Genomic DNA, 26205 nt, shown 5'->3' on the forward strand with positions numbered 1-26205 from the left:
GGACCTACTGGCGCTACCGGCGCGACTGGTGCGACTGGTGCACAAGGACCTCAGGGACCTACCGGGCCTACTGGCGCAACTGGTGCACAAGGACCTCAGGGACCGACTGGACCGATTGGCGCAACTGGTGCACAAGGACCTATTGGGCCGACTGGACCTCAGGGACCACAGGGAATTCAAGGACCCGCTGGACCAACTGGACCGACTGGACCAACTGGGCCTACCGGTGCTACGGGTGCAACTGGTGCTACGGGCGCTACCGGTGCTCAGGGACCAACTGGACCTCAGGGACCACAAGGAGCGACCGGCGCAACTGGCGCAACTGGTGCGCAAGGTCCTATTGGGCCGACTGGACCTCAGGGACCGCAGGGACCGCAAGGAATTGAAGGACCTGTTGGACCTACCGGACCTGCCGGTGCTACTGGTGCACAAGGACCTACCGGACCTGTTGGCCCTCCAGGACCATTTACTCAGTTACGGGGATTTGACCTGCAATTCACTGGAGGTACCTCAGTGGCAAATGGAAGCCCTGTAATATTCAATACCATTTTAAACAACCAGAGTCTTAATATCTCTTATAACACGTCAACAGGCGTTGCAACACTTAATGCAGAACAAAATTACTATGTATCCTGGTGGGTATCCACAGAAAGTGCAGGCTCATCCAATTATGTAGAATTTTCATTACAGATAAATGGCAGCAGTGGTGTATCTTCAAGCTCGCCAATCGTCAGAGGCCAGTTAAGCGGAATCGCCCTGATTACTGTGGGCGCAATCCCATCCACTATTGCACTCGTCAACACAACCGGGCAGACCGTAACTTACGGTGCAACCCCAGTTATTGCACACATGGTTATTTTTGAAGTATCTCAGTAGTAACTAACACAAAGTCATTTAAAAAATCTATGATTTTATAAAAATGTGCCGGAAGCATATGCTTCCGGCACATTTTTGCATAAACAGCAATATATATTCTCCATTGCTTTACATAAGTGGTGCAAACAGTCTCAACGCCCGTCCTGCAAACACCTCATACCATGGGTAACTTCTGCAATCTTCCATAGTGATTCTACGGCATTGGGCCAGAGTGTCATGAAAATCTCTTTGTATATCCTGTATCACCTCGTTCTGATACAGGTAAACCGCACATTCAAAATGAAGGTAAAGACTTCTGAAATCCATATTAATGGTTCCGACTACAGCCTTGATATCATCGCTTGCATATACCTTGGCATGGATAAAGCCTGGTATGTACTCATAAATCTGTACCCCGGCCCTTATCAGTTCTCCATAGTGAGACCTTGCAAGCAGGAACGCATATTTTTTATCCGGTATCCCAGGCATGATGATAACTACCTCCACGCCCCGTTTGGCGGCAAAAGTAAGAGCCTGGACCATTTCATAATCCAGAATCAGATAAGGCGTCATAATGTGGACATAATGCCTGGCAGAATTTATGATATCCAGATATACCTGTTTTCCAACCGATTCCTGATCCAAAGGGCTGTCCCCGTAAGGGATCACAAATCCATCCATGCTCAGCTCCAGGGGATAAAAATATTCGGGATCTCTTAAATATTTCCCATAGTCCTCAGGCTCCTTTTCAAAAATGTTCCACATTTGCAGAAACATCATGGTAAAGCTGGTAACGGCATCACCTTTCAGCATGACTCCTGTATCCTTCCAATGGCCAAAACGCACGCGCCGGTTAATATATTCATCTGCCAGGTTTACTCCTCCGGTAAAAGCCGTAAGACCGTCCACAACCAATATCTTTCTATGATCCCGGTTATTCTGGTAAGTGGTAAATGCAGGCTTAATGGGAGAGAACATCTTTGCATTAATTCCCTTTGCCTGTAATTCCTTTGGAAAGCTAAAAGGAAGCAGGGCCAGGGAACACATGCCATCATACATGAACCGGACTTCCACCCCCTCTTTTGCTTTTCTCTCCAGAATCTCCAATATGGCATCCCACATTTCCCCTCGTTCCAGGATAAAGAATTCCATGAAAATAAACCGCTTTGCACCCTCCAGCTCCTTCTTCATCTCTTTAAACATGGTTTCGCCCAGCGGAAAATACTGTACATTGGTGTTTTTATATGCCGGGTAATGACCTGAATTTTTGATATAGTAAGCCAGATTGGCATTCCGCCTGCTGATTCTGGACAAATCCTCCATGACCTTTGGGCTTTGGGCCAGATAGGTTTCCGTATTTTCTATATTGGCCCGCAGCCTTTTATTTGCCAGCTTTCCTACAATCTGCAGCTCCACAAACAGATAAAAAAGTGTTCCAAACACAGGAATCGCTGCAATCGGAACCATCCAGGCCAGCTTAAAGCTGGGATTTTCCTCTTTATTCAAAATATAAATGATAACAAATGCGCCGAGCAGAGCAAAACCACCATAGAAATAGGCAAGGTAGCGGCTTAAAAAGCGGTATGCCGTAAAAAGTATAGCCACTTGTACGATAAGAGAAACGACCGCAAACGTAGTCCGGCCAAAAATAATCCTCAGCATTCTCCTGATCTGTTTCATCCTGTGCACCTCCATGCTGCTAATTCAATGTAACATATCTTTTTAATTATACAGCCTGTCTCTTTTTCTTGCAACCTCCAGAAGGATCTGTACTCTTTTCAAAGATGTCAAAAACAACGGGAAAACCGCTGATACCGCAGTCTTCCCGCCACCTCTTTCTCTTCTCTTACCGTTCCAGTGCCTGCCCGATATCTTCCATAATATCCTCTGCATTTTCGATGCCAACACTCAGCCGGATCATGGACGGGTCAACCCCTGCTTCAACAAGCTGTTCATCAGTCAGCTGTCTGTGGGTATGGCTGGCCGGATGCAAAACAGAAGTACGCGCATCTGCCACATGAGTCACAATAGCCGCCAGCTTCAATTCATCCATAAACCTAACTGCAGCTTCTCTCCCTCCCTTTAACCCAAAGGAAATTACGCCGCAGGTGCCATCAGGCATATATTTTTTTGCCAGCTCATGATATTTGTCCCCTTCCAGTCCCGGATACTTGATCCAGGCCACGTCTTCCCTGGAGCTTAAATACTGCGCCACCTTTAAGGCATTTTCACAATGGCGTGGGACCCGAAGATGCAGGGTCTCCAGACCAAGGTTTAAAAGGAAGGAGTTCATTGGAGAAGGAATGGCCCCCAGATCTCTCATTAACTGGGAAGTTGCTTTCGTAATATAAGCTTTTTTTGCCAAACTTTTGGGTGTATACAATGCCATGGTAGGATTCATCAGGTGTGGTAAGCCCCGGATATTGTTCTGCATGGGCCTCCCAATCAAAATTTCCGCTGTCAACGATACAGCCGCCTACGCTGGTGGCATGTCCATCCATGTATTTCGTAGTAGAATGAGTTACTATATCTGCTCCCCATTCAAAGGGGCGGCAGTTAATCGGGGTTGCAAACGTATTATCCACGATCAGAGGAACGCCGTGCCTGTGTGCAAGCCTGGCAAACTTCTCAATATCAAGAACAACAAGAGACGGATTGCCGATGGTTTCCCCAAATACCGCTTTTGTATTGGCTTAAACGCCTTCTCAAGCTCTTCTTCCGTAGAATCCGGATCCACCAGAGTGGATTCAATTCCCATTTTCTTTAAGGTTACGGTAAACAGATTGGTGGAGCCGCCGTAAATCGTCGCAGAGCTGATTACATGGTCACCCTCCTGGCAGATGTTAAGCAGCGCATAAAAATTGGCCGCCTGTCCGGAAGAAGTCAGCATGGCCGCCTCTCCGCCTTCCAGCTCACAGATTTTAGAGGCCACTGCATCGTTGGTAGGATTTGCCAGCCTGGTATAAAAATACCCCTCATCTTCCAAAGCAAACAGCCTTCCCATCTTATCGCTGTCATCATACTTAAATGTTGTGCTCTGAAAAATCGGAAGCACCCTGGCATCGCCGCTTTTCGGCTGCCAGCCGCCCTGTATGCAAACCGTCTCTCTGGAACGCCCGTTCTGACCCATCTTTTTTCCTCCTGTAAACCTTAGTCATATGCTTCTCCTAGTTTAGCATAAATGGAGCTGGAAATAAAGTCCTAATTGCCTTATTGAATTCCCTGTTTGTTTACAGTATAATAGCGATATCATATAACTCATTAAAGGAGACCGAAATGGAAAAATCAAAGGTTTACTATACCAGCTTCCATACAACCTTTCGGGAAAACCTTCCCCAAAAGCTTAAAAGACTGATAAAAACCGCCGGAATGCTGGAGCAGATTGATTTTCAGAACAAATATACTGCCATCAAAATACACTTTGGAGAGCTGGGAAACTTATCTTTTCTCCGTCCCAATTACGCCAAAGCAGTGGTAGACCTTGTAAAATCCCAGGGCGGTAAACCATTTTTAACGGACTGCAACACCCTGTATGTGGGAAGCCGAAAAAAATGCCCTGGACCACTTGGATACCGCTTATGAAAACGGCTTTTCCCCCTTCTCCACCGGCTGCCACGTTCTGATTGCCGACGGCTTAAAAGGAACTGACGAAAGCCTGGTTCCATTAACGGGGAATACATAAAAGAAGCGAAAATCGGACGGGCTGTTATGGATGCTGATATCTTTATTTCTCTTACCCATTTCAAGGGCCATGAGAGTACCGGCTTTGGCGGAGCATTGAAAAATATTGGAATGGGCTGCGGCTCACGGGCGGGAAAGATGGAGATGCATAACTCCGGAAAGCCTCATGTAAGCGAAGAAACCTGTATCGGCTGCCATGCCTGTGAAAAGAACTGTGCTCACAGCGCAATCTCTTTCCAGAATAAAAAGGCCTCCATTGACCATAACAGATGTGTAGGCTGCGGCCGCTGCATAGGAGTCTGTCCTGTGGATGCCGTTGAGACAGATTTTGATGAGTCCAATGACATCCTCAACTGCAAAATAGCAGAATACACCCAGGCAGTTCTTGGTGACCGGCCGAATTTCCACATCAGCCTGGTCATGGATGTATCCCCTTACTGCGACTGCCATTCTGAAAACGATATCCCCATTATTCCTGATGTGGGCATGTTTGCTTCCTTTGACCCGGTTGCTCTGGATATCGCCTGTGCAGATGCCGTGAACCGCCAGCCGGTTATGGAGGAAGCATACTGGAAAAGCACGGCAGCCATCACCATGACCATTTTAAAGACACCCATCCCAACACGAACTGGAAATCCTCCATTGAGCATGGGGTGAAAATCGGTCTGGGAAATGGGGAATACGAACTAATTACACTTTAATACGACAAGGTTAAAATACGCCTTCATGGGGACCATAAAAGGGAGAGCACATCATTTTTGTGCCCTCCCCTTTTGTTTCCCTGCTTAATTTAAATTCCTGATCCGGCCAGTCCTGTACTGGGTTATATCTTCCCCTAACGGTACCTTATCCCTTCCGATCTGCCAAACGGAAAGCTCTGAATCCTTCATCTTTTTTTCAGGAACATTTTTGGCTATAATAAGCTCCGGCCAGACAAAGGTGGTTTCCGCTGCCTTTCCCTCAAAACAGATCCTGGAATAAGGAGTAAAATTCTCTCCGTAAACCAAAACATTGGAATCATTGTACACCACATGGTCAATGACGATATCATCAATTCCCATTTTAAGGTTTGTGGACTGGTAAGGATTTTCTCCGCCGTATACTTCACGTCCTCCATAGAGAATATCATATTCTAAGGTTTTCATATCCTTTAAATAGCTTTCTTCCCCTGTTTCAGGGCTGCTGAAATATTTCTGATGGAACCTCATCATAGTCCCCTCATGAATATCAAGCATGTCCAATACATGAGCTGCAAGCTGATAAGCCTCCACATTCTTTTTCTCCGCAGGAAGATTCATGTTATTCCAGATCACATATTCGGTCTGAAACAGGGAACGGTTCTTCATTTCATCCTCTGACCACTCAAATCCAGGCAAATGATCCCCGTACATGACCAGAACAATAGGCTCCTTCCTGGTCCGCAGGGTATTGACAAGGGAACGGATAAACTGATCCATTTCCCCGATCTGCTGGCAGTAATACTCAAAGCTTGGATATTTCCCATGCCCCTGAACGGAAATGGTATAGATAAAATCAGGGCCTTCCGTGGAATCCAGTGTCCTGATAATCTCTCCGGTGAGAATCTTGTCCTTACACCAGCCCGTAGGATTTCTTTCTACGTTATTCATATATTCAATGGGGGTAAAAGTATCAAAACCAAGCTGGGAAAACACCCGGTTCCGATCATAAAAAGTGGCTTCATTGTTATGGATTGCATGGGCGCTGTAACCTAAGTTTTTTTAAATCAAAGGCCACGCTTTCACAGGAAGTTTTCTTTAATACGGTTTTATACGGATACTCTCCCGGACCGAAAAAATCCAGATTCATGCCTGTAATCGATTCAAACTCCGTATTAGCAGTACCTGCGCCGACAGAAGGCACACTTAAATAGCCCCCCGGATAATTTTTGAAGCTGATGGAAAAACGGGATCGGATCATAATTTACCGGATTACTTTTCCATAAGGCAGGATCAAAAAAGGATTCCAGCTGGATCATGATCACATTAGGCTTTATGTCCTCAGACAGAGCATAGGTATTCTCCGGAACCAGCTCCTCATCCCGGATCTCTTCCATTGTCTCTGTCCCATACCCCTCCGGCTTGGAAATTCCGGTGTTAAACAGGGAATTGGAAAAGCAGTATGGAAATCCATAGCTTTTAAACGCCTCTCCGATATTGCCGAAATGAACTGCCACTAATCCTGTATTCATGGCAGCGCTTGTCAGTCCCAGCACCAGAACCCCGCTTATGGCTATAAGCCCTGCTCCAAAGCCGTACCGGATCTTTTCCTTAGAGATGGGCGCTTTTCGCCAGACTGCGGCTAAAAATATAACTGCAGACACAATGCCAGCCCCAATGAATATAATCTGCATCCAGGTAAAGTAAACCGTTGCCAGACTGACCGCATACTTCACCAGACGGAAATCAGCCGCAGTAAAGGGAGTGGTTCGGAAAATGAGCAGAATACCGTTTACCACTCCCATAAAAAGCCATATCAATGATACGGTAATGCATGTAAAAGCCTTGCGCTTCGTCACAAATACAATCGTAAAGGGAAGGGCGATGATCAGGGTGTTCAAAATAAAAACCGGAAAGCTTCTCCAGATATAAGAACCAAGCTTATCAGAGATTTTCTGCTGGCCAGTTCAATAAACACATTTATCATGGCGGAAAGCGTGAAAATCCTCCCAAGCCATTTGACATATAATTTCATGGTATACCTCGTTGCACCTTTTTTTCTTTTCAGAGTCGGATTTAGTCTACCACATTTTGCAGAAAATTTACATACTTTTTTTAAGCGGAAATAACAAAATAAAAACCGTTTTTTTAAGAGCAGTGGTATAACAAAACAAATAAAACGGTGAAAATTGAATCTTCACCGTTTTATAAATAATTTTCAGAAACGTTCTAAATAACATTATAATTTCAGACAAGTATCAAGCGCAATCCTCAAAACAAATTCTCTTATTTCTGTTTTGCTGTTAAAACTGCGGCTGTCCCATACTTCTCCGCCCAAATTATCTCCTGCATAAAGTATTTGTCCAAATTCAACACCGTTGTACTGGGCAACCGCCATATATGCAGATGCTTCCATTTCAACCGTTACACAGTTCTCTTTTTTTCCGCTGTTCAATTTTCAATGGAGTTTCTCTATAAAGTGCATCCGTTGTCCATGTCTTTGCCTTGATATATGGAACTTGCTGTGCCGTTAAAGTATTTTCGATGATCTGGACAACATAGCTGTTAGCCGCGATCTCTCTTGACGGCTCAATGTAGTGATAGGAAGTACCTTCATCCCTGATGGCCGAAGTTGGAATAATCAGATGTCCTACTGCTATCTCTTTTTGTAAGACTCCACAGCTGCCGCAAGCAATATATTTTCTACAGCCGAACGCAGTCAGTTCCTCTATTTGAGCTCCTGCTATAGGGGCACCAACCCCGGCTTGTGTTAATGCGATTTTTTTCGCCTTTGTAATCCAGTTCATAAACAGGGAGCCTAAGGGATTCTGTACTAAAGCTGGCAGCAATTCTATGCGGATATTCTTCAAGGATTTTTTTCTATAGCCTCACTAAAAAAACACAAAACACATTTTTCTGCTATATCAACAGGCTGAATCATACTGTTTGGCCTTATAAAGGCGTTCTTTTCTTCATCGAACTCAAGAATTGGAAATTCTTTCTCTATCATAGGTTCTTCTCCTACGCCAAATACAAGCTTTCTTTATATTTTACATATTTTATTTTTACCCTCAAAACGAATACCGGCACTGCTATTTGTGGACAGTGCCGGTATTGCTTTCTTATGTCAGCGGTCCCTAAGCCGGCCTTTTAAGTAATTATTCCTGTTCTTCTGTAGGTTCAAATGCGTCTTCACTAACCGTATTAATTCCGGCTGTCGGATTTACTTCCTCTGCAGGCGCTTCCTGTTCCATTTCTTCTACATTATCATCTTCTGTATCAGCCTTCTGGGCTGCTTCCTTTACAGGTGCTCCGCACTTTCCACAGTAAAAGGAATTCTTTGAAACCTTGGCTCCACACTCCGCACAGATATGGGTTCCCTCGCTTTGGCTCAATTCAATCTCCAGAGCGGCAATTCTTTCCCGGCTGGCCCTGACAGCTTCATAAGCCTTTGCATAGGCTTCCTCCGGCTCGCTGTTCGCTTCGTAGTATTGTTTACCGATGACCGCATAAGCTTCTTCCAGCTTCGTTTTTTTCCACACTGATCTGCGTCTTTAGCTGTATCGTCTCAGTCAGCGCTTTTGCCTTGGTTGCAACCTCTTTGCCGGTACCACTAAGTGTCTTTCCCAGCTCTTCAAAAAATGCCATCTGTGATTCCTCCTTTGACTTATGCTCCTACCATTTTAACTTCATTGGAAGAAAAAGTCAATGAAAGACTGCTTACACGTCTTTTTTTATCTTCTCGATCTCACTTTTAACAGACTCCGGCAATTGATTAAATGGGATGGTACAGGAAGTCTCGCTTCTTCTTCCTCCGGATTCCACGACAGCAGAAAAGCTGACCCGCTCCTCTCCCCTGCCGCCATAAGGATTCATGTTGGAATACCCATCGATCGCCCCATGGCTCATGATCTGCCTGATCTCCTCCTCATCGGTAATTGTCAGGTATTGGGAGTCTTTATCCTCATATGTGGATTGATAGCCATTGAACTGATAGGAATCAATATTGATCTCTTTTATATTTTCCAGGCTATTCCAGCCTTCTACGTCGACCTGACACTCTTTTAGCAGCTCCAGGGTGTGTGTAAAGGAAGGATAGACCGGATAATACCCTCTTGAAGTAACATCGCTGTATTTCCAGGAGCTTTGGATTTCTTCCCGCTTTGTTTCCGCCTCTGCCTGCATTTTTGTTAAAAACTGTATGGTGGCCATTGGATTTTCCTTTTGCATGGTTTCCACTTTTAAGCTTTTTAAATCCTCCTGATAAGCAAGGAGTAATTTTTCAGTCATGGCTTTCTCTGTCCCGTTTCTGTCATGGCTGACAACATTGGTCTGCTCTCCCCTGCTCACCCTTACCCAGCAGTCTCTTCAGGGGTCTGGACAAGGATGGGATATACCGCTTTCGCAAACTCCTGATTCTCAAAAATCTCTGCAATCTCCGGCCGTACTTCATCTCCGGACAAATGGTAGGAGCGGTAAATATTCTTGCCGTTTTTCAGCGTATATTTTATGGAAAAATTATAGTTTATGCTTCCATCGTCCCAAGTCTCATAAAAATCATTATTATGATGCAGCTTCTGGTTTCTGGCCACCGCATCACGCACCAGGGCCAGGACCGGCGCCGTATCCGTAAGCTTCATATGGCTAAATATATATTCGTCAGAATCCTCATACTGCCAGTAATATTCACCCATGGAATTCTGCTGTGCGCTTCCGTAAGAGACCCAGTAATTCACATCCGGCATGGACACTGCAACGGATTCAATGGAGTCTTCAGACGGTATATATCCGTCATACCCAAACAGATCATATCGGAAGCCGCAGAATATCACTGCCGCCAATAAGGCGCAGGCCACCATCTGTTTCCAATGGGAAAACAGCCTTCTGAATTCGAAATGATAAATGATCTCAATGACGCAATGTGACAAAAACATTCCGCAAATCAGTCCGAACACCCCCCAGCCTATGCTGGAATGCATGGACCAGAAGAAAATGCTTCCGCTAAGAGACGACAAAACCACAATGGGAATCCGGATTATCGGCATACTGATCTTAAAAGCCATAGCCCTTCCCGCCGCCTCTGAGCCTCTCTTTTTATATAGCCAGAAGGATAGGAGGGTCAAAACGATTGTCACTGCCAAAACCGCGAAAATCCTGACAGCCTGGGTTCCCCCAGAAGTCCCCGGCTGCAGCCGTTCCATATTCATCATGAACAGGACAAATGCGGAACATTTATCCATAAAGCGGTTAAATATATTCCCGCCTCCCCGGTAGCTGGTATAAAAAAAGTTGGTGTGGCAGAATTCCAGGACTCCTATCACACATATAAAATAAAATTGCAGTACCAGATTTCCAAGGATACCGACCAGAACATTTCCTGTTAGAATCATGGATATCACAGTCACCGAATACATCATGCAGTAATGGATCATAAACAGCAGGAATCCCGTAAAAGCCGTTTTCCATATCTCCCCGGGTGAAATGCCGTTTACTGCAATCACTCCCATGGCAATAACTAAGTTCACCCCATATACGGCCGCTGGAATAAAAATCCCATTAAAATAATTCACCCAGAACAAATGCTTCCTGTTTACAGGAATACCATGATAAAAATCCACCTTCTGCCTGGAGTGAAGATAAGAAAAGCTGGTTACCCCCATGATAAGGGACAGTAATATAATCAGTGCCGCCATCCAGCCGTTTTGAAAGCCCAGCCAGGATTCCAGACTGGATACAATATACGTATAATCAATAGTTCCTCTCATTCGCTCACTTAAGGAAAGAGCAATCCCCACCGGAAAGGTAAAGAAAAACACTAAAAATGACAGTGCCATGGACCAAAGGCGTCTTTTTCCATCTTCTCTTAATAAATTATAAAATAAGCTTTTTGATGTCATATCCTGCCACCTCCGTCTCACTAATAAATATTTCTTCCAGAGATAATGGGATGATCTCATAAAATACCGGCTGGTACGATTCCATCAATCTTTCCACTTCTTCTCTGGTCCCCCTTACTGTTATGGTATAGAGTTTTCCTCTTGCTTCTGTCTTAATGCGCTGCAGGGCCGTTAAGTCCTCGGCAGTCATTCCATCCTTTAAAACGCACTGCAGCTTATGGATGTTAAGCTTCATATCATCTAAATCCCTGGAAAGGAGTATGCCTCCCCTGTGAAGAAGGCCCACATGATCGCAGATATCCTCTAACTCTCTCAAGTTATGGGAAGCAATGATAGGAGTTAAATTTCTCTCAGACATATCATTTGCAAAAATGCTCTTTACCGCCTGGCGCATCACCGGATCCAGCCCGTCAAAGGTCTCATCGCAGAAAAGGTAGTCCGTATTGGCACATATTCCGCATATTACGGAAAGCTGCTTTTTCATGCCCTTTGAAAAGGTGTGGACCTTTCTCCGGGCTTCAAGCCCAAAGCTTCCTAAAAGATTGTGAAAGCGTTCCTTGTTAAATTGAGGATAGATCCTGCTGTAGAACTCCATCATATCAAGGGGCGAAGCGTTGTTAAAATAGTACTGGTCATCGGAAATATAAAAAAAACGGCCTTTTACCCTTTCATTTTCAAAAATCTGTTCTCCATCGATGGTAACATTTCCTTCATCAGGCTTTAAAATGCCGCTCAGCATTCTCAGAAAGGTACTTTTTCCCGCTCCATTGGTTCCAATAAGGCCAAATACACTTCCAGCCCGTATCTGGGCGCTTACATGATCCACTGCCACTATATCGTCAAATTTTTTTTGTCAGATTCTCTGCTTTTATCATCCTCTCTCTCCTCCCCTGTCAAATATTCCTGCCTTACCCATTCCTCAACAACCCATGTATGAACCTTATCCTCTGTCAGGCCTGCCCGTTTTGCTTCCTGGATCCAGCTTACAAGATCCTTTTTCAGCTCACTGTTCTTAAGCGCCCGAATGGAACTGGTATCCGCCACAAAGCTGCCTCTTCCTTTGACGGAATAGATGAACCTCTTCGTTCCAGCTCCGCATAAGCCTCTGTATGGTATTGGGATTAATGGATAAATCGGTTGCCAAAGCACGGACAGACGGCAGCTGCGCATCCTGTTCCAATACGCCGCATATCATAAGATCCTTCAGCTTTTCCACAACCTGCTCGTATATTGGCCTGCGGTCTTTATAATCAAGCAATATCATGTTCCACCTCCTAGTCTGTATTAACACTCTTAATACACTTAGTATAACAAAGAACCTCTGATCTGTCAATCAGAGGTTCCATTTTTTTCTAATTTCTTCGGTCTTCAACAATCAGGATACGAATGGCATCCTCTACATTTCTCCAGTTAAATACGTACAAAGTATAGGAGCATTGCCCCGTATATAGATATTAGAGGTTAAAATAATGCTTCCGCTATAAGCAGCACTGTTGGATACGGTAACCAGATAAAGGCCCGCTAATGTATACTGGAAGCTGGTTACTTCCTTATAATTCACATCAAGAAACGTTACCACTCCACCGTTCAGCACCACATGAACCTTACGGTTTGTTATGGATAAATTGCATGCACGGAAACAGCCTGATTTAATACCTCCATTGCAATACACATCCTCAATTTCCATCAAATCCAGTCCATAATCCGTATTGATGATTGCAACAGTGACTGCACGGTCAACTAAAACCGTGATCTGCTTTTCAAGATAAACATATCCGCTCTGCCCGCCTACGGTTATGGTCTGTCTCCCCCCGGAAACCCGGCCATACTGGCTTATTTCTCCGTTGTCCAGTCCATTTACTGCTAGCTGATTGCTTATATAAATTAAGAACGGATTATAGCCGGCTGCTGCATTTAAAAAGCGGACAAGGCCATTTTGATTGTTTTCACAGAGATAGCATGGGATAATTGGTTTGGGAAATACCGTAATAACAGAAGTCCCTGTGCCGCCAGGGCCTTCATTCGTAATAGGGAAATCGGACACAGGCTGTTCCTTTTCAAGATTGGGCGGAGGTACGTTCTCACTATTTTCTTCTGGCGGCTGCTCTCCTGTTTCATCCGTATTGTTTCCGTTTTCTTCATCTATTGGAAACCCGTTTTCTTCCGGATCTGTCATCGGATTCGGCTCCATATCCATATCATTTTGTGTAAAAGATAAAATTTCCATAGAAACCCTCTTTTATGATAGTTTATATAGTAAGTTTATTCCCGCATAAATGCCAGTGCCTGTCTTGTTTTAAATGTTCCTGTCTTTTTTTTGGGAAGAGTCTGTGAAACCACAAACAGGTTGATCTTTCCCAAAATATCCCGTTGCATTTATCAGTAAAAAAATATTAAAGTGTTATTTAAATGAATAGGTCATAAAATAATATAAAATTTTTATAAATAAAACTTATGTTGTTATAAAATTACTATATATTTTATTAATATTTTATGATATAATGAATATGCATAGTACAAAAGAAAAGGAAGGTAACAAAAAATATGAATGAATATGTAGCAATGTGGAAAAATTATTTTAACTTCAAGGAGCGCACATCAGTAAGAGGCTATTGGATGGCTGTATTGTTCAATGTCATCATTGGATTACTGTTGGGAGCGCTGGGTAACGTTTCGGATATATTCGGATTATTATCTTCAATTTATGGTATTGCAGCCTGATTCCCGGCATCGCTCTTGGAGTACGCCGGCTTCACGACATTAACAAATCAGGACTCTGGACATTTATTGCATTTGTTCCCTTTATTGGAGCCATTCTTCTTATCGTCTGGTATTGCTCTAAGAGCGTTGAAGAAGACAATCGTTTTGGTACAGAACAGGTTTAATTACTTATTTTTAGGAAACTATGCATCAAAAGGCGTTTCCCTGACAGACTTTTCTTCCTGTCAGAGGGAGCGTTTTTTATTGTTAATGCCTTTACAATTCAAAAAATCCAAATTTTATATTTCCCAAAAACAGGCCCGGATGGTTTCATCCGGGCCTGTATCTTATTATATGAAGATCAATTAATCATTACCGTATAAGGTAACCAGCTTCTGCAGGTATTCATACCGCTCTTTTGCATCTGCCTCATTCTTTGCAAATAATTCAGTTGCTCTCTCAGGATTCTTCATAGCTAAGGATGCATAACGAACCTCGCCCTTTAAGAATTCCTGATATCCTTCTAATGCAGGAGCCTTGCTGTCTAAGGAGAACTTCTTCTCAGCAGCAGGATTGTAACGGAAATTGTTCCAGTAACCGCACTCAACTGCCAGCTTCTCTTCTGTCTGAGCCTTGGACATGCCCTTCTTGATACCATGGCTGATACATGGAGCATAAGCGATGATCAGAGATGGTCCCGGATATGCCTCTGCCTCAGAGATTGCCTTAACAGTCTGTGCATAATCAGCGCCCATAGCGATCTGAGCTACATATACATAACCATAGCTCATGGCAATGCTTGCAAGATCTTTCTTTCTTGTTTCCTTACCGCCTGCTGCGAACTGTGCAACAGCACCTGTCTTGGTAGACTTTGAAGACTGTCCGCCGGTATTGGAATAGATCTCTGTATCAAATACCATAACATTAATATCTCTGCCGCTTGCAAGCACGTGGTCAACGCCGCCGAAGCCGATATCATATGCCCAGCCGTCTCCGCCGAATACCCACTGGGATTTCTTAGCCAGGAAATCCTTGTCCTTAAGGATGGACTTGCAGGTATCACACTCAATTCCTTCTAATGCTGCAACTAACTTATCGGTTGCGGAACCATTGGTTGCACCTGTCTCAAAGGTATCCAGGTATTCCTTGCAGGCTGCCTTGATTTCATCAGAAGCCTTATCGGAACTCATAATCTCTTCAACCTTTGCTTTTAAGCCGCCTCTGATGGCAGTCTGAGCCAGCATCATACCGTAACCAAATTCAGCATTGTCCTCAAATAAGGAGTTAGCCCATGCAGGACCCTGTCCTTTGGCATTTACAGTATAAGGTGTGGATGGAGAAGAGTTACCCCAGATAGAGGTACATCCGGTTGCGTTTGCAATATACATTCTGTCACCGAATAACTGGGTGATGAGTTTAGCATAAGGTGTCTCGCCACAGCCTGCACATGCTCCTGAGAACTCAAGAAGAGGCTTCTTGAACTGGCTGCCCTTAACGGTATTTTCTTTAAATTTGTCGATAACTTCCTGCTTGATAGGAAGTGTCTGGCCGAAATCATATACTTTCTGCTTATCTTCGCAGTTTTCTTCCATGTTGACCATAACAAGAGCCTTCTCGCCCTTCTTTCCAGGACATACGTTTGCACAGGAACCGCAGCCTGTACAGTCAAATGCGGATACAGTCACAGCGAACTGATATCCTGGCATGCCTGTCATCGGAAGAGTCTTCATCTCCTCAGGCTTTCTTGCTGCTTCTTCCTCAGTCAGAGCCACAGAACGGATGACTGCATGAGGACATACATAGGAACAGAAGTTACACTGGATACAGTTTTCCGGAACCCAGCCAGGAATAGTAACTGCAATACCGCGCTTCTCATATGCAGCAGATCCGGATGGTGTGGAACCATTGACATAATCGCTGAATGCGGATACAGGCAGGGAATTTCCTTCCTGAGCATTTACCTTGGACTGAATGTTATTAACGAAATCAACAACATCCTTTCTGCCTTCCTTGATAAGCTTGTAGTCAAGACCTTCATCCTCGCAGTTTTTCCAGCTTTCAGGAACCTCTACCTTAACAACACCCTTTGCACCTGCATCGATAGCTGCCCAGTTCTTCATAACGATTTCTTCGCCCTTACGTCCGTAAGTTGCCTTTGCAGCTGCCTTCATCAGTTCGTTTGCTTTCTCAGAAGGAATGATTCCGGTCAGTTCAAAGAATGCGGACTGAAGGATGGTATTGATACGTGTCTGGCCCATGCCGGTCTCAATACCGATCTTCACACCGTCGATGGTGTAGAACTTGATATTGTGGTCAGCGATGAACTTCTTCACCTGTCCTGGTAAATGCTTCTCAAGGCCAGCTGCATCCCATGAACAGTTCAATAAGAAGATTCCGCCGTCAACCAGTTCCTGAACCATGTTGTACTTACGGATATAAGACGGATTGTGACATGCCACAAAGTTAGCCTGGCGGATCAGATACGTGGATTTGATCGGCTTGTGTCCGAAACGTAAGTGAGACATGGTAACGCCGCCGGACTTCTTGGAGTCATAATCAAAGTAAGCCTGAGCGTACATATCTGTGTTGTCACCGATGATCTTAATGGAGTTCTTGTTGGCACCTACCGTACCATCTGCACCAAGACCCCAGAACTTGCAGTTTGTGGTTCCTTCCGGAGTTGTAACGATTGGTGCGCCTGTCTCAAGGGAGAGGTGAGTCACATCATCCACAATACCGATGGTAAACGGAGTCTTTTCCTTGTTGTCATAAACAGCAACGATCTGAGTCGGTGTGGTGTCCTTGGAACCTAAGCCATAACGTCCGGTTAAGATCTTCACCTGATCGAACTTTGTTCCCTTAAGGGCTGCAACAACGTCAAGATATAAAGGCTCGCCTAAGGAACCTGGTTCTTTTGTTCTGTCTAATACGGAAATAGTCTTAACTGTATCCGGGATAGCATCAACGAAAGCTTTTGCAGAGAACGGACGGTATAAGCGGACCTTTATCACGCCAACCTTCTTTCCTGCTGCCATCAGATAGTCAATGGTTTCCTCAATGGTATCGTTTACGGAACCCATGGAAATGATTACATGGTCTGCATCAGCAGCTCCGTAGTAGTTGAATAATTTATAATCAGTTCCGATCTTTGCATTAACCTTGTCCATATAGTTCTGAACAATTGCTGGCAAAGCGTCATAATATGGGTTGCATGCTTCTCTTGCCTGGAAGAAGATGTCAGGGTTCTGAGCGGAACCTCTTAACTCCGGATGGTTTGGATTTAATGCACGGCGACGGAATTCGTCAATGGCATCCATACTTACCATCTCTTTTAAATCCTCATAATCCCAGGTTTCGATCTTCTGGATCTCATGGGATGTGCGGAAACCGTCGAAGAAGTTGATAAATGGTACTTTACCCTCGAGTGCTGCCATATGAGCAACCGGAGTTAAGTCCATAACTTCCTGTACGCTGGATTCGCATAACATAGCGCAGCCTGTCTGACGGCATGCGTATACGTCGGAGTGGTCACCAAAGATAGATAAAGCATGGCTTGCAACTGCACGTGCGGATACGTTGATTACACCTGGTAACTGCTCGCCTGCGATTTTATAGAGATTCGGGATCATGAGTAAAAGACCCTGAGAAGCTGTATAGGTGGTGGTCAACGCACCTGCTGCTAAGGAACCGTGTACTGCACCAGCTGCACCTGCCTCAGACTGCATCTCCGTAATCTGTACTTTCTGACCGAATATATTGGTTCTTCCGTCTGTCGCCCATTCATCTGTTGCTTCAGCCATGGGTGAAGATGGGGTAATCGGATAGATAGCCGCTACATCAGTAAATGCGTATGACGCATGAGCTGCTGCATGGTTACCATCCATGGTTTTCATTTTTCTTGCCATTCTTGATTTCCTCCTGCAAATGTGAATAATGTATAAATTGGTTCCCGTATAGGGAAAGTGACCTGACATTATTATAACAATTATTCAACAAATTGCAAATATTAAAACAGGAAATTAAAGTATTATTTTCAAAACAATCCGATAAAAAGGGACTGGAAAGAATATTCTGTCCAGTCTGTCTGATTTTGTGTAGTTTTTAATTAAAAGGGTTGGGAGGAATAACATTCTGGCCTCCCTCACCGCCAGCTGCTTCTGTGGTAGAAGATGGTCCCTGAGGCTGGGTAGCTGGGTTTCCGGGGTTCCCGGCTTTTCACCCGGTCCCTGAGCCCCGCCGGAATTCCCGGTTGTCTCTTCATTGTGAGGTGCGGTGGTCTCTGTATTTCCCTGGGAACCTGCCCCACTGCTTTCAGGGGCGGAACTTTCCGGATTTGCGGGCGGAATGACCACTCCTGACTTATTCCGCTTGATGGTTGCCGGTTTTCCCCGGTAGGTACTGTTATGGAAAAACTCATCGCTTACCACAACGCCGTTCTTTTTGGTAACCAGGTTGGTCACCCAGCGGCTTCCCTTTGTCTCCGCCTTAACGATCTTTTCCTCAGTAGGCTGAAGGGTCTGGTCTTCCTCGTAGACTGGTGCCGGAGCATCTAACTCCGCCGTTTTCTTCGATGTCATGGATAATGTAACGCCTTCCTCCAGAATCGGAATTCCCACAATGGAGATTTTCAGCTTCCGGTCAGCAAAGCTGCTCCTGATGGCTACGGCAGTGGAAGAATTATTGACGAACTTCATATCAGGTCCGCCGTAGCTTACCATGGCATCCTCACCTGGTGTTACATAAGAAGGCTCGTAGCTGTGGGCATGGCGCTCAGTTGTCGAAAGACCTGCAAACACCACCGCATTATATAATGTGGAGGATACCTGGCACACACCTCCGCCTGGCTCTTCTACTAATTCCCCGTTCAAATATGCACCTGCGGGACGGTATCCCTTTGCAGGAGAACGCTCCCCTGTTGCTTTATTAAAGGAAAATTCTTCTCCCGGCTGCAGAATCAGGCCGTTCAAAGCGTTAGAAGCCAGTTCAATATTCTTATTCCTGGCACTGTTAGCCGTGGTTGTGGTTGAATAAGTGCCTATGACCTTATACATTTCCTTTGCCTGGGCCTCGGTTATCTTAGGGGCAACTTCCTTCCCATCCGCCTGGATAACTGCCTGGAAATTCTTAGCCTTAAGCTGGGTTAAGATGTCTGATGCCAGCTTATCCTGATCAATCACAACTCCGTTCTTCTCTCCGGAATAAATAAATTTTCCGGTATCTTTGTCAAATCCTGATATAGAACCGTTCTTGGCCGCAACATCCCATTTTCCTGCAATGGCTTTTACCTCTGCCTGAACGTCCTCATCCAGTCCGTCAAAATCAAGGGTATAGCTTTCCTTTGGTTCCCCTGAATATATCTCTTCAAGCAGGGAGTCTATCTTTTTGTCCAGCAGATTCTTAAGTTCGTACTGGTCTTCATGATAGGTGACCTTCATCTCCCATGGGTACTTCTCTTCAATGGCAGCCCGGGCTTCTTCCCTGGACATGCCGGTGATGGTGATTCCCTCCACTTTAACTTCTTTCTGTAATTCCGGCTCTGAAACGGTTGTGGGATTTACCTCCGTCTCCTTTGCCTTATGGCCTCCAATAAGCTTAACAGCCGCCATAACACAGATAAAAGCAATAACAGCCAAAATGATTCCCAAAAGTATCTTTGTAATGTTATACTGAGGCCCTCTTTTTCTTCTCTTTCCCCGCCTTTGCTGATAGGAGCTACCTGTTCTATAGGCCTGTCCAGTCCTGCGGCTATTTTCCGATGCACTTTTGCCGCTTCCATTCCGGGAAGAATAGGCTCTTCCCCCACCTTTTTGTCTGTTATCTATTTGATTCATTTACTTCACCTTTTTACATGATTTTGTATCTTTACATTGAGTAGTATACCATACTTTGTGGGAAATGCTATTACGATTTTATGAATTTTCTTAATTATTTTTCGTCTTTTTTTCTACATTTTACAGAATGAAAAAAAACATGTTACTATAGTGTTACTAAACTATTTCATTTTGGAGGTTTTTTTATGAAATTTGTCGATTTGCATGTTCATTCCAATGCTTCGGATGGCACACTCGCTCCCTCTGAAGTAGTAGCCCTGGCTGTAGAAAAGGGACTTGCGGCCATTGCACTGACCGATCATGATACCATTGACGGTCTTTCGGAAGCACAGGCCGCCGCCGCCGGACTTCCAATTGAAATCATTCCTGGAATTGAACTCTCCTGTGTGTACCAGGGAGAAGAAATTCATATTCTGGGGATTTATGTCGATCCCACGAACCAGGAATTTATCTCTGAAACAAATGCTCTTAAAGAAATTCGAAACAAAAGGAATGAGGAAATGATACGCCGCTTCCAAAATGCCGGCATTTCCATCACATTAGATGAGGTAATGGCAGGAAATCCTGACACAGTCATAACCCGTGCCCATTTTGCCCGGATTCTTCTTGAAAAGGGCCATGTAAAGAACATGGACCAGGCATTTAAAAAATATCTGAACTACAGCGGTCCTTACTGTCCCCGCAAAGAGAAAATCACTCCGGAGCACGCCATGAAAATCCTTACCCGATGTAAGCTTCCCCTGTTTTGGCCCATCCATACCAGTATCACCTGGGTGATAAAAGAACGGAGGAGCTGGTCCGCTATTTAAAGGACTTAGGGCTTCACGGCCTGGAGGTCTACCACTCTTCCAACAATCAGTATGAAAGCGGTAAACTAAGAAAACTGGCAAGGCTTTACGACCTTTTCCCCACAGGCGGCTCTGATTTTCACGGGAGCAACAAGCCTGATATCAGCTTAGGAGTTGGACGGGGAGGCCTTCGGGTAACCGCACTTCTTCTTGACGACATTAAAAGGATACGGCGGGAAAAGGGCCTTTGACCCCCTCCAGGCCACCGGCTTCCATCAGCCGATTTTTCCCTCGTCCATAAAACGGGCAAGCTCTATTGCGTAATATGTAATAAGGATATCGGCTCCTGCACGGTATATGCTCACCGCCGACTCGCATACGAGCTTTTCTTCCTCAATAAAACCGGCTTTGGAAGCCGCTTTTATCATGGCATATTCCCCGCTTACGCTGTATGCTGCCAAAGGAAGGTCATGGCGGTCCGCCACCTCCCTTATAATATCCAGATAAGAAAGGGCCGGCTTTACCATTAGGATGTCGGCTCCTTCCACCACATCTAACTCCACTTCCCTTAACGCTTCTTTCCTGTTATGGTAATCCATCTGATAGCTTTTCCGGTCTCCAAAAGACGGGGCGGACCCGGCGGCTTCCCTGAATGGTCCGTAAAATGCGGAGGCATATTTGGCAGAATAAGCCATAATCGGCACATTCACAAAGCCTGCTTCATCAAGAGCCTGCCTCATGGATCCGATCCTGCCATCCATCATATCGGAAGGGGCCACCATATGAGCTCCTGCTTTTACATGGGAAAGAGCGATCCTGTTCAAATATTCCAGGGTCCTGTCATTATCCACAGATTCTCCGTCCAGGATCCCGCAGTGGCCATGAGATGTATATTCACACATGCACACATCCGTAACAATGTATACCAAAGGATAATGTTCCCTGATAAAGCGGATGGCACGCTGTACGATTCCTTCTTCATCATACGCCTGGCTTCCACAGACGTCTTTATGAGCCGGGATTCCAAACAAAAGGACTTTTTCCACACCGGCCTTTACCAGCCGGTCCATAATCTGAGGGAGCCGGTCCACGCTGTAGCGGTATTGGCCTTCCATGGAAGGGATTTCTTCCACAATTTCTTCTCCCTCCACCACAAACAGCGGATAAATAAGGGATTCCTTTGAAACTCTGGTTTCCCGTACCATTTTTCTCAAGGTATCTGATGCTCTTAATCTTCTGGGTCTGTATATCAAATCCATATCCAATCAATCCCTCCATTTTATTTTTACAGGCGGTGAGCCAGGCACAAAAATGCCTGCATTCCTGCATCTGGTGAATGCTGCAGGGGTCAAATATCCTGTCGTTTCCTGTAAGTTTTTGGCCCTGTCCTATTATACACCCTCTCAAAGAAGATTCAAGTAATTCTTGCAGCAATGGAAAAGATTGCTTATAATAGTATCCATATAAAATGAATCAGAAACGAGGTACTGCTTTATGGAAGAATTCTATCAGGCAATCGAAAAGGCCATCCGCATGACCGGCTATAAAGGCCCGGTGGACGGAGAAGAAATCTACGACGAGATCAGCGACGAAATTGAGGACAAGGAACCGGGAGCCTATGTATTTATGTCTAAGAAGACGGAGGACACTTTTTTTTGAATACAAAATACAGATTTTCGAGGACCAGTTTAATTTAAGTGCCATTGACATCCACACTGCTGATCAGGTTTACCACGCAGACTTTGATTAAGCCTGCCCTTTAGAAAGCCACAGGTCTGTCAGGGAATGAACCACATTTCCTTTGCAGCCTGTGGTTGTTTTTGCCATGGCAAGAGAATTGAGAACTGCCTCCTCCGTCGCTTCTGCCGCAGCCGTAAAGGCCGTCTCCAGAGCGTTTTCTTTTAGAATCCGGATGGAAAGCAGTTCTTTTTCTGTCTGCTCTGGTATCCGGTTTGCCGTGGTAAAACCGATCATAATATCTCCGCTTCCGTGTCCCATATAGGAGCCTGTTCTGGAAAGTCCTACTCCTGCCCTCTTTATAATTCTCTTTAACTGGCGGTCTGAGACAGGAAGATCCGTGGCTATGACCGTCATAATCGAGCCTCTGTCCAGAGCCTGGGGCACCGTTATCCGGGCAATTTCCTTTCCAGCAGCCCTTCCGCCTACCATCAGGTTTTCCGTACTTCCGAAATTGGACTGAACCATTACTCCCAGGGTATAGATTTCTCCTCCGATTTTAAACCTTCTGGAGGCTGATCCGATACCTCACTTCTTCCAGTCCCACGACCCTTTCGCTGATGTTATTTAAAACAGAATCATTGCATTCTCCCACCACAGGATTGACAGAAGCCAGCTCTGTTCCCTCCTGCCTGCACTGCTCAAGCATCAAATCCACCAGGGCATCGTGAACCTTTCCTACGTTTAAGGTGTTGGTGAGGGCGATAGGCGTTTCCAGGGTACCCAGCTCTTCCACCTGAATCAGACCCTGGCTTTTGCCAAAGCCATTATGTATATAAGCAGCTGCCACCAGCTTTCGCCGGAAGGGATTATCCTTGCAGGGCACAATGACAGTGACTCCTGTTTTGTGGTCCCTGGTATCAATTGTGGTATGTCCAACCAGAACACCTTCCACATCGGTAATTTTATTAAGGGGGCCCGGAATGAGTCTTCCCGGAATGATGCCATATTCCCGTATCCTCTTCATGATCCTATCCTCTCTTTTTGCTTTTATGTTCTTATTATGCATTAATAATAACGGTTTGACTTCATTTTCTGTTTTTTCCATCTTGTACCAGAGAAAGAACACTGCTATAATGAAGCTGTAGTAATAGACAATCATTTCGCGGACATTTCAAAGGAGGAATTCACATGAAAATTCAAAATATCACTGATGTAGAAAATTTTTCAAAGTTATCGAGCAGTGCAAAGGCACTGTTGAGCTGGTTTCCGAAGAAGGGGACCGGATCAACTTAAAGTCCAAATTAAGCCAGTACCTTTCCATGGCCACCATATTTTCCAACGGCAGCATCATCAATGAGCTGGAATTGGTAGCCCATGATCCGGAGGATGTGGAAAGACTCATTAAATACATGTATCAGGGCGAATAACAAAAGGAGGGATTAATCCCTCCTTTTGTTATTGTACCTTATTATGTTTTGCTTTAGGTCTCTTCTTCTTTTCCAGCCTTTCATTTACGATTCCCCGAAGAATGGCATACACCACGGAGCATAGAGGAATAAATACCAGCATTCCCACGATTCCCATGGCGCTGCTCCAATGGTGACGGCAACCAGAACCCAGATGGAAGGAAGTCCCACAGAGTTCCCCACTACATGAGGATAGATAAAGTTTCCTTCCACCTGCTGAAGCACAAAAAAATATGATCAGGAAAATAACTGCATCCAGAGGCTTTACCATCAGCATCAAAAATGCCCCGATGGCACAGCCGATAAATGCCCCGAACATTGGTATCAGAGCTGTAAATGCAATCAAAACGCCGATGAGAAGTCCATATGGGAGGCGGAAAACCGACAGGGTCAAAAAGAACATGCTCCCAAGGATGACCGCTTCCAGGCATTGTCCCGTAAGAAAATGGGAAAAGGTTTCAGAAACCAGGGTTAAGATCTTAACGTCCGCAAGGTTACCTCTTCCGGAAGAAAGGCCCTCATCAGTTTTTGAAACTGACGTGACAGAGTCTCCTTCTGAAGAAGAATATAAATGGCAAAAACCAGGGCGATTACAAAGGTGGTCATTCCGCTTATAATAGAAAGGGCGGCTGACACGGTAGATGAAAGCACTGTCCCCGCTCCTGCGGTTAAAAATCCTACCACATTTTCCAGGAAGGACTTCCAGTCAATCTGAATGCTGTTTATATAATCTGCGACTTCAGGGTTCTGGGAAAACAGCCTCTCCGCCTCCTCCTTAAGACCTGTAAGAAATGCCGGAATGCTGTTTTGCAGGCTCATAACCGTTTCAAAAAGCTGGGGCATCACCACAAAAGTAACAAGCAGCAGGAGCCCGATTACAAACACCAGGGTAAGGCAAAGGCTTAACGGCCTGCGGATTTTGCTCTCTTCCTTTAACGGCAGCAATTGTTCGATTCTTCGCATCGGTACGTTGAGGATAAAAGCCATGACACCTCCCAGAAGAAAAGGCGAGATAAATCCCACCAGCTTCATGGCCAGGGCAAATAAGTGAACGTAATTCCAGCCTGCTACCACCACGATTACGGTGAATATGATCAGGCCACGTATTTTTTAATTGAACTGTCATTGAATTCCATTATTCTCTCCTTTTACGACTCATCCTCAAAAGCTTTTCTGATATCTTCCGACAAAGCCTGAAACGTACCCTGAGCCATAAGGCGCTCCCGCCTCCCCGGCCGTTCAGCTTTCCATTCAATGCTTTGCTGAGCGCTCTCATGTCCTCCTGACCGCTTCCAAGGGCATACTGATAACCCCCATCCTCACCGGAACACACCAAAACAATGCTCCCCTTCTTTCCTTCATAAAGCATAGTGCAAAACTGTCTCAGCTGAACCGGAGATAAGTCACGTTCAAATACCAGAAGAGGCTCAGCCAGTTCCGGATAATCTCCGGCCTTTCTCTCAAGAAGCTTCTTGGATAGCTGGCCAATCCTTCCATCCTTTTTTTAACCCTTCTTCTTTCAATCTGTCAACAGCCTCCAGGAGACAATCTGGTTTTGCCGACAGCAGGACTGAAATGCCGGATACTGCCTTCTGTTTTTTGCGGTAATCCTTAAGAGCCATCCTTCCGCACAGCATGGTCACCCTGACACCGCCTTTATAATGAATCATCCCGGTCACTTTCAGAATGCCGATTTCTCCTGCAGTCATCACATGAGTTCCGCAACAGGCACACACATCACCTCCCGGAAATTCAATCAGCCGGACTTGTCCGGTCAATTCCTTTTTGCTCCGGTAATCGATGCTTAAAAGCTCCTCCTTTGACGGATAAGATTCAAGAACCGGGATATTTTGCCAGATGAGTTCATTCACTTCCGTTTCTGCCGCTTCTATCTGTTCCAGGGTCAGGATCCCGTTAAAATCAACGGTCACCTCATCCTTTCCCATGTGAAACCCTACGTTATCAAGGCCATAATTCTTATGTACGATTCCTGACAATAAGTGCTCTCCGGAATGATTCTGCATGTTGCAGAACCTTTTCTCCCAGTCTATAATTCCAGTCACCCTGCTGCCCGCCTTTAATGGCTTATCCGCAATATGGACAATGCCTTCCGGCCTTTCCCTGACATCAAGGACTGCTGCCGCCCCAAGTGTTCCCATATCAGCCGGCTGACCGCCTCCCTCAGGGTAAAAGGCTGTCCGGTCCAAAAGCACTTCAAATAAACTGTCCTTTCCCTGTCTGCAGCCAGTTACTTCCGCTTCAAATGTTTTAACATAAGGTCTGTCATAATATAATTTTTCCATCTTTTGCTCCTCATTTCTCTGTTGTACTAATTATACACAACAATTGGATAAGTTCAATCATAACAAATCTAAAATTTTAAGAAAAAATGGAAACAGTGGCAAGCTGACATTCATACACTTACATTGTAAACAAATTATTTGGAGGAACCAATATGAGTGATCTGGCAGCAACTAACTGTGGGTGCGGATGCGATTGCAACAACGGAGGCAACAGCGGATGTGGATTTAATCTGATTTGGATTATCCTTATCCTGTGCTTCTGCGGCGGCGGCAGCGGCGGTTGCGGCGGCGGTTGTGGCGGTTGCGGCGGCGGTTGCGGAAATGATG

29 protein-coding genes and 3 pseudogenes are annotated in these 26205 nt (G+C 45.1%); 8 read left to right on the forward strand and 24 right to left on the reverse strand.

Annotated elements, in window-relative coordinates; all coding sequences use genetic code 11:
- Both JCM10519_RS33505 and JCM10519_RS33510 read left to right on the forward strand, forming a co-directional pair.
- Positions 1–535 (forward strand): hypothetical protein (locus tag JCM10519_RS33505; RefSeq protein WP_347845310.1); only part of this gene is annotated, 535 nt, incomplete at its 5' end.
- Positions 514–876, forward strand: coding sequence for a hypothetical protein (locus JCM10519_RS33510; protein ID WP_347845311.1), 363 nt, complete (start codon positions 514–516; stop codon positions 874–876). The genes JCM10519_RS33505 and JCM10519_RS33510, both read left to right, overlap by 22 nt.
- Positions 877–984: 108 nt before the next feature.
- Here JCM10519_RS33510 and cls read toward each other — a convergent pair whose 3' ends face one another.
- On the reverse strand, positions 985–2535 hold the full coding sequence (gene cls, locus JCM10519_RS23715) for a cardiolipin synthase (protein WP_054742346.1): 1551 nt from the start codon (positions 2533–2535) through the stop codon (positions 985–987).
- A gap of 166 nt (positions 2536–2701) precedes the next feature.
- Positions 2702–3985, reverse strand: a pseudogene (locus tag JCM10519_RS23720) (O-acetylhomoserine aminocarboxypropyltransferase/cysteine synthase family protein).
- Positions 3986–4224: 239 nt separating this feature from the next.
- On the opposite strand from JCM10519_RS23720, the pseudogene JCM10519_RS23725 reads away from it, so the two are divergent.
- Positions 4225–5193 (forward strand): annotated as a pseudogene (locus JCM10519_RS23725) (DUF362 domain-containing protein).
- 128 nt (positions 5194–5321) lie between these two features.
- Here JCM10519_RS23725 and JCM10519_RS33515 read toward each other — a convergent pair.
- From JCM10519_RS33515 to JCM10519_RS23765, 13 genes are all read right to left on the reverse strand, one after another.
- Positions 5322–6248 (reverse strand): sulfatase-like hydrolase/transferase, encoded by a 927-nt coding sequence (locus JCM10519_RS33515; protein WP_347845332.1) that lies wholly within the window; start codon positions 6246–6248, stop codon positions 5322–5324.
- A gap of 140 nt (positions 6249–6388) precedes the next feature.
- Positions 6389–7114 carry a hypothetical protein gene (locus tag JCM10519_RS33520; RefSeq protein ID WP_347845312.1) on the reverse strand — a complete coding sequence of 242 codons (726 nt, stop codon included), beginning with the start codon at positions 7112–7114 and terminating at the stop codon, positions 6389–6391.
- A 338-nt stretch (positions 7115–7452) separates the two neighbouring features.
- Positions 7453–7611 carry a hypothetical protein gene (locus tag JCM10519_RS33525; RefSeq protein ID WP_347845313.1) on the reverse strand — a complete coding sequence of 53 codons (159 nt, stop codon included), beginning with the start codon at positions 7609–7611 and terminating at the stop codon, positions 7453–7455.
- Positions 7612–7630: 19 nt separating this feature from the next.
- Positions 7631–8020: a nucleoside phosphorylase gene (locus JCM10519_RS23735; RefSeq protein ID WP_347845314.1), complete on the reverse strand. Its 390-nt coding sequence runs from the start codon at positions 8018–8020 to the stop codon at positions 7631–7633.
- Between the two features lie 59 nt (positions 8021–8079).
- Complete coding sequence (locus JCM10519_RS33530) at positions 8080–8223, reverse strand: hypothetical protein (RefSeq protein WP_347845315.1); 144 nt, start codon at positions 8221–8223, stop codon at positions 8080–8082.
- A 148-nt stretch (positions 8224–8371) separates the two neighbouring features.
- Positions 8372–8755, reverse strand: a complete 384-nt coding sequence (locus JCM10519_RS23740) for a zinc ribbon domain-containing protein (RefSeq protein WP_347845316.1) — start codon at positions 8753–8755, stop codon at positions 8372–8374.
- Positions 8709–8861, reverse strand: a complete 153-nt coding sequence (locus JCM10519_RS33535; protein ID WP_347845317.1) for a hypothetical protein — start codon at positions 8859–8861, stop codon at positions 8709–8711. The genes JCM10519_RS23740 and JCM10519_RS33535 overlap by 47 nt, the downstream gene beginning before the upstream one ends.
- A 72-nt stretch (positions 8862–8933) precedes the next feature.
- Positions 8934–9563 (reverse strand): DUF6449 domain-containing protein, encoded by a 630-nt coding sequence (locus tag JCM10519_RS23745; RefSeq protein WP_054742350.1) that lies wholly within the window; start codon positions 9561–9563, stop codon positions 8934–8936.
- A gap of 2 nt (positions 9564–9565) precedes the next feature.
- Positions 9566–11110, reverse strand: a complete 1545-nt coding sequence (locus JCM10519_RS23750; RefSeq protein WP_054742352.1) for a DUF6449 domain-containing protein — start codon at positions 11108–11110, stop codon at positions 9566–9568.
- Positions 11085–11936 carry an ABC transporter ATP-binding protein gene (locus JCM10519_RS23755; RefSeq protein WP_347845318.1) on the reverse strand — a complete coding sequence of 284 codons (852 nt, stop codon included), beginning with the start codon at positions 11934–11936 and terminating at the stop codon, positions 11085–11087. The genes JCM10519_RS23750 and JCM10519_RS23755 overlap by 26 nt, the downstream gene beginning before the upstream one ends.
- 5 nt (positions 11937–11941) lie before the next feature.
- Positions 11942–12154 (reverse strand): hypothetical protein, encoded by a 213-nt coding sequence (locus JCM10519_RS33540; protein WP_347845319.1) that lies wholly within the window; start codon positions 12152–12154, stop codon positions 11942–11944.
- Entirely contained in the window at positions 12123–12374 is a 252-nt protein-coding gene (locus tag JCM10519_RS23760; protein ID WP_347845320.1) for a GntR family transcriptional regulator, read from the reverse strand. Before JCM10519_RS23760 ends, JCM10519_RS33540 begins: the two co-directional genes overlap by 32 nt.
- A gap of 132 nt (positions 12375–12506) precedes the next feature.
- The gene (locus tag JCM10519_RS23765) at positions 12507–13337 is read right to left on the reverse strand and encodes a DUF4397 domain-containing protein (RefSeq protein WP_347845321.1); all 831 of its coding nucleotides are present in this window, start codon (positions 13335–13337) and stop codon (positions 12507–12509) included.
- Positions 13338–13654: 317 nt separating this feature from the next.
- On the opposite strand from JCM10519_RS23765, the gene JCM10519_RS33545 reads away from it, so the two are divergent.
- Positions 13655–13831, forward strand: a complete 177-nt coding sequence (locus JCM10519_RS33545; protein WP_347845322.1) for a hypothetical protein — start codon at positions 13655–13657, stop codon at positions 13829–13831.
- Positions 13832–14175: 344 nt separating this feature from the next.
- Here JCM10519_RS33545 and nifJ read toward each other — a convergent pair whose 3' ends face one another.
- Together nifJ and JCM10519_RS23780 are read right to left on the reverse strand one after the other, a co-directional pair.
- Positions 14176–17715, reverse strand: a complete 3540-nt coding sequence (gene nifJ, locus JCM10519_RS23775) for a pyruvate:ferredoxin (flavodoxin) oxidoreductase (protein ID WP_054742356.1) — start codon at positions 17713–17715, stop codon at positions 14176–14178.
- A 114-nt stretch (positions 17716–17829) separates the two neighbouring features.
- On the reverse strand, positions 17830–19641 hold the full coding sequence (locus tag JCM10519_RS23780; RefSeq protein ID WP_347845323.1) for a VanW family protein: 1812 nt from the start codon (positions 19639–19641) through the stop codon (positions 17830–17832).
- 185 nt (positions 19642–19826) lie between these two features.
- On the opposite strand from JCM10519_RS23780, the gene JCM10519_RS23785 reads away from it, so the two are divergent.
- Both JCM10519_RS23785 and JCM10519_RS33550 read left to right on the forward strand, forming a co-directional pair.
- A complete protein-coding gene (locus tag JCM10519_RS23785; protein ID WP_347845324.1) occupies positions 19827–20450 on the forward strand; it encodes a PHP domain-containing protein in 624 nt (207 codons plus the stop codon).
- Positions 20387–20680 carry a hypothetical protein gene (locus JCM10519_RS33550; protein WP_347845325.1) on the forward strand — a complete coding sequence of 98 codons (294 nt, stop codon included), beginning with the start codon at positions 20387–20389 and terminating at the stop codon, positions 20678–20680. Before JCM10519_RS23785 ends, JCM10519_RS33550 begins: the two co-directional genes overlap by 64 nt.
- A 24-nt stretch (positions 20681–20704) precedes the next feature.
- Here the strand turns inward: JCM10519_RS33550 and hemB are convergent, their stop codons facing one another.
- Entirely contained in the window at positions 20705–21688 is a 984-nt protein-coding gene (hemB, locus tag JCM10519_RS23790; RefSeq protein ID WP_054742358.1) for a porphobilinogen synthase, read from the reverse strand.
- 235 nt (positions 21689–21923) lie between these two features.
- On the opposite strand from hemB, the gene JCM10519_RS33555 reads away from it, so the two are divergent.
- Complete coding sequence (locus JCM10519_RS33555) at positions 21924–22088, forward strand: hypothetical protein (RefSeq protein ID WP_347845326.1); 165 nt, start codon at positions 21924–21926, stop codon at positions 22086–22088.
- An 87-nt stretch (positions 22089–22175) separates the two neighbouring features.
- Here JCM10519_RS33555 and JCM10519_RS33560 read toward each other — a convergent pair whose 3' ends face one another.
- Both JCM10519_RS33560 and JCM10519_RS33565 read right to left on the reverse strand, forming a co-directional pair.
- Positions 22176–22634 carry a P1 family peptidase gene (locus tag JCM10519_RS33560; protein ID WP_347845327.1) on the reverse strand — a complete coding sequence of 153 codons (459 nt, stop codon included), beginning with the start codon at positions 22632–22634 and terminating at the stop codon, positions 22176–22178.
- 31 nt (positions 22635–22665) lie between these two features.
- Positions 22666–23133, reverse strand: coding sequence for a P1 family peptidase (locus tag JCM10519_RS33565; RefSeq protein ID WP_347845328.1), 468 nt, complete (start codon positions 23131–23133; stop codon positions 22666–22668).
- A 164-nt stretch (positions 23134–23297) separates the two neighbouring features.
- Here JCM10519_RS33565 and JCM10519_RS23805 point away from each other — a divergent pair.
- Positions 23298–23536 (forward strand): annotated as a pseudogene (locus JCM10519_RS23805) (polya polymerase).
- 28 nt (positions 23537–23564) lie between these two features.
- On the opposite strand, the gene JCM10519_RS33570 reads toward JCM10519_RS23805, so the two are convergent.
- From JCM10519_RS33570 to JCM10519_RS23815, 4 genes are all read right to left on the reverse strand, one after another.
- The gene (locus JCM10519_RS33570; protein WP_347845333.1) at positions 23565–24053 is read right to left on the reverse strand and encodes an AI-2E family transporter; all 489 of its coding nucleotides are present in this window, start codon (positions 24051–24053) and stop codon (positions 23565–23567) included.
- Positions 24047–24652 carry an AI-2E family transporter gene (locus JCM10519_RS33575; RefSeq protein WP_347845329.1) on the reverse strand — a complete coding sequence of 202 codons (606 nt, stop codon included), beginning with the start codon at positions 24650–24652 and terminating at the stop codon, positions 24047–24049. The genes JCM10519_RS33570 and JCM10519_RS33575 overlap by 7 nt, the downstream gene beginning before the upstream one ends.
- A gap of 58 nt (positions 24653–24710) precedes the next feature.
- Entirely contained in the window at positions 24711–24944 is a 234-nt protein-coding gene (locus JCM10519_RS33580; RefSeq protein WP_347845330.1) for a hypothetical protein, read from the reverse strand.
- 91 nt (positions 24945–25035) lie between these two features.
- Entirely contained in the window at positions 25036–25878 is an 843-nt protein-coding gene (locus JCM10519_RS23815) for an alanyl-tRNA editing protein (RefSeq protein WP_347845331.1), read from the reverse strand.
- Positions 25879–26205: the final 327 nt, after the last annotated feature.

The sequence above is a fragment of the Clostridium sp. NkU-1 genome, assembly GCA_001312405.1.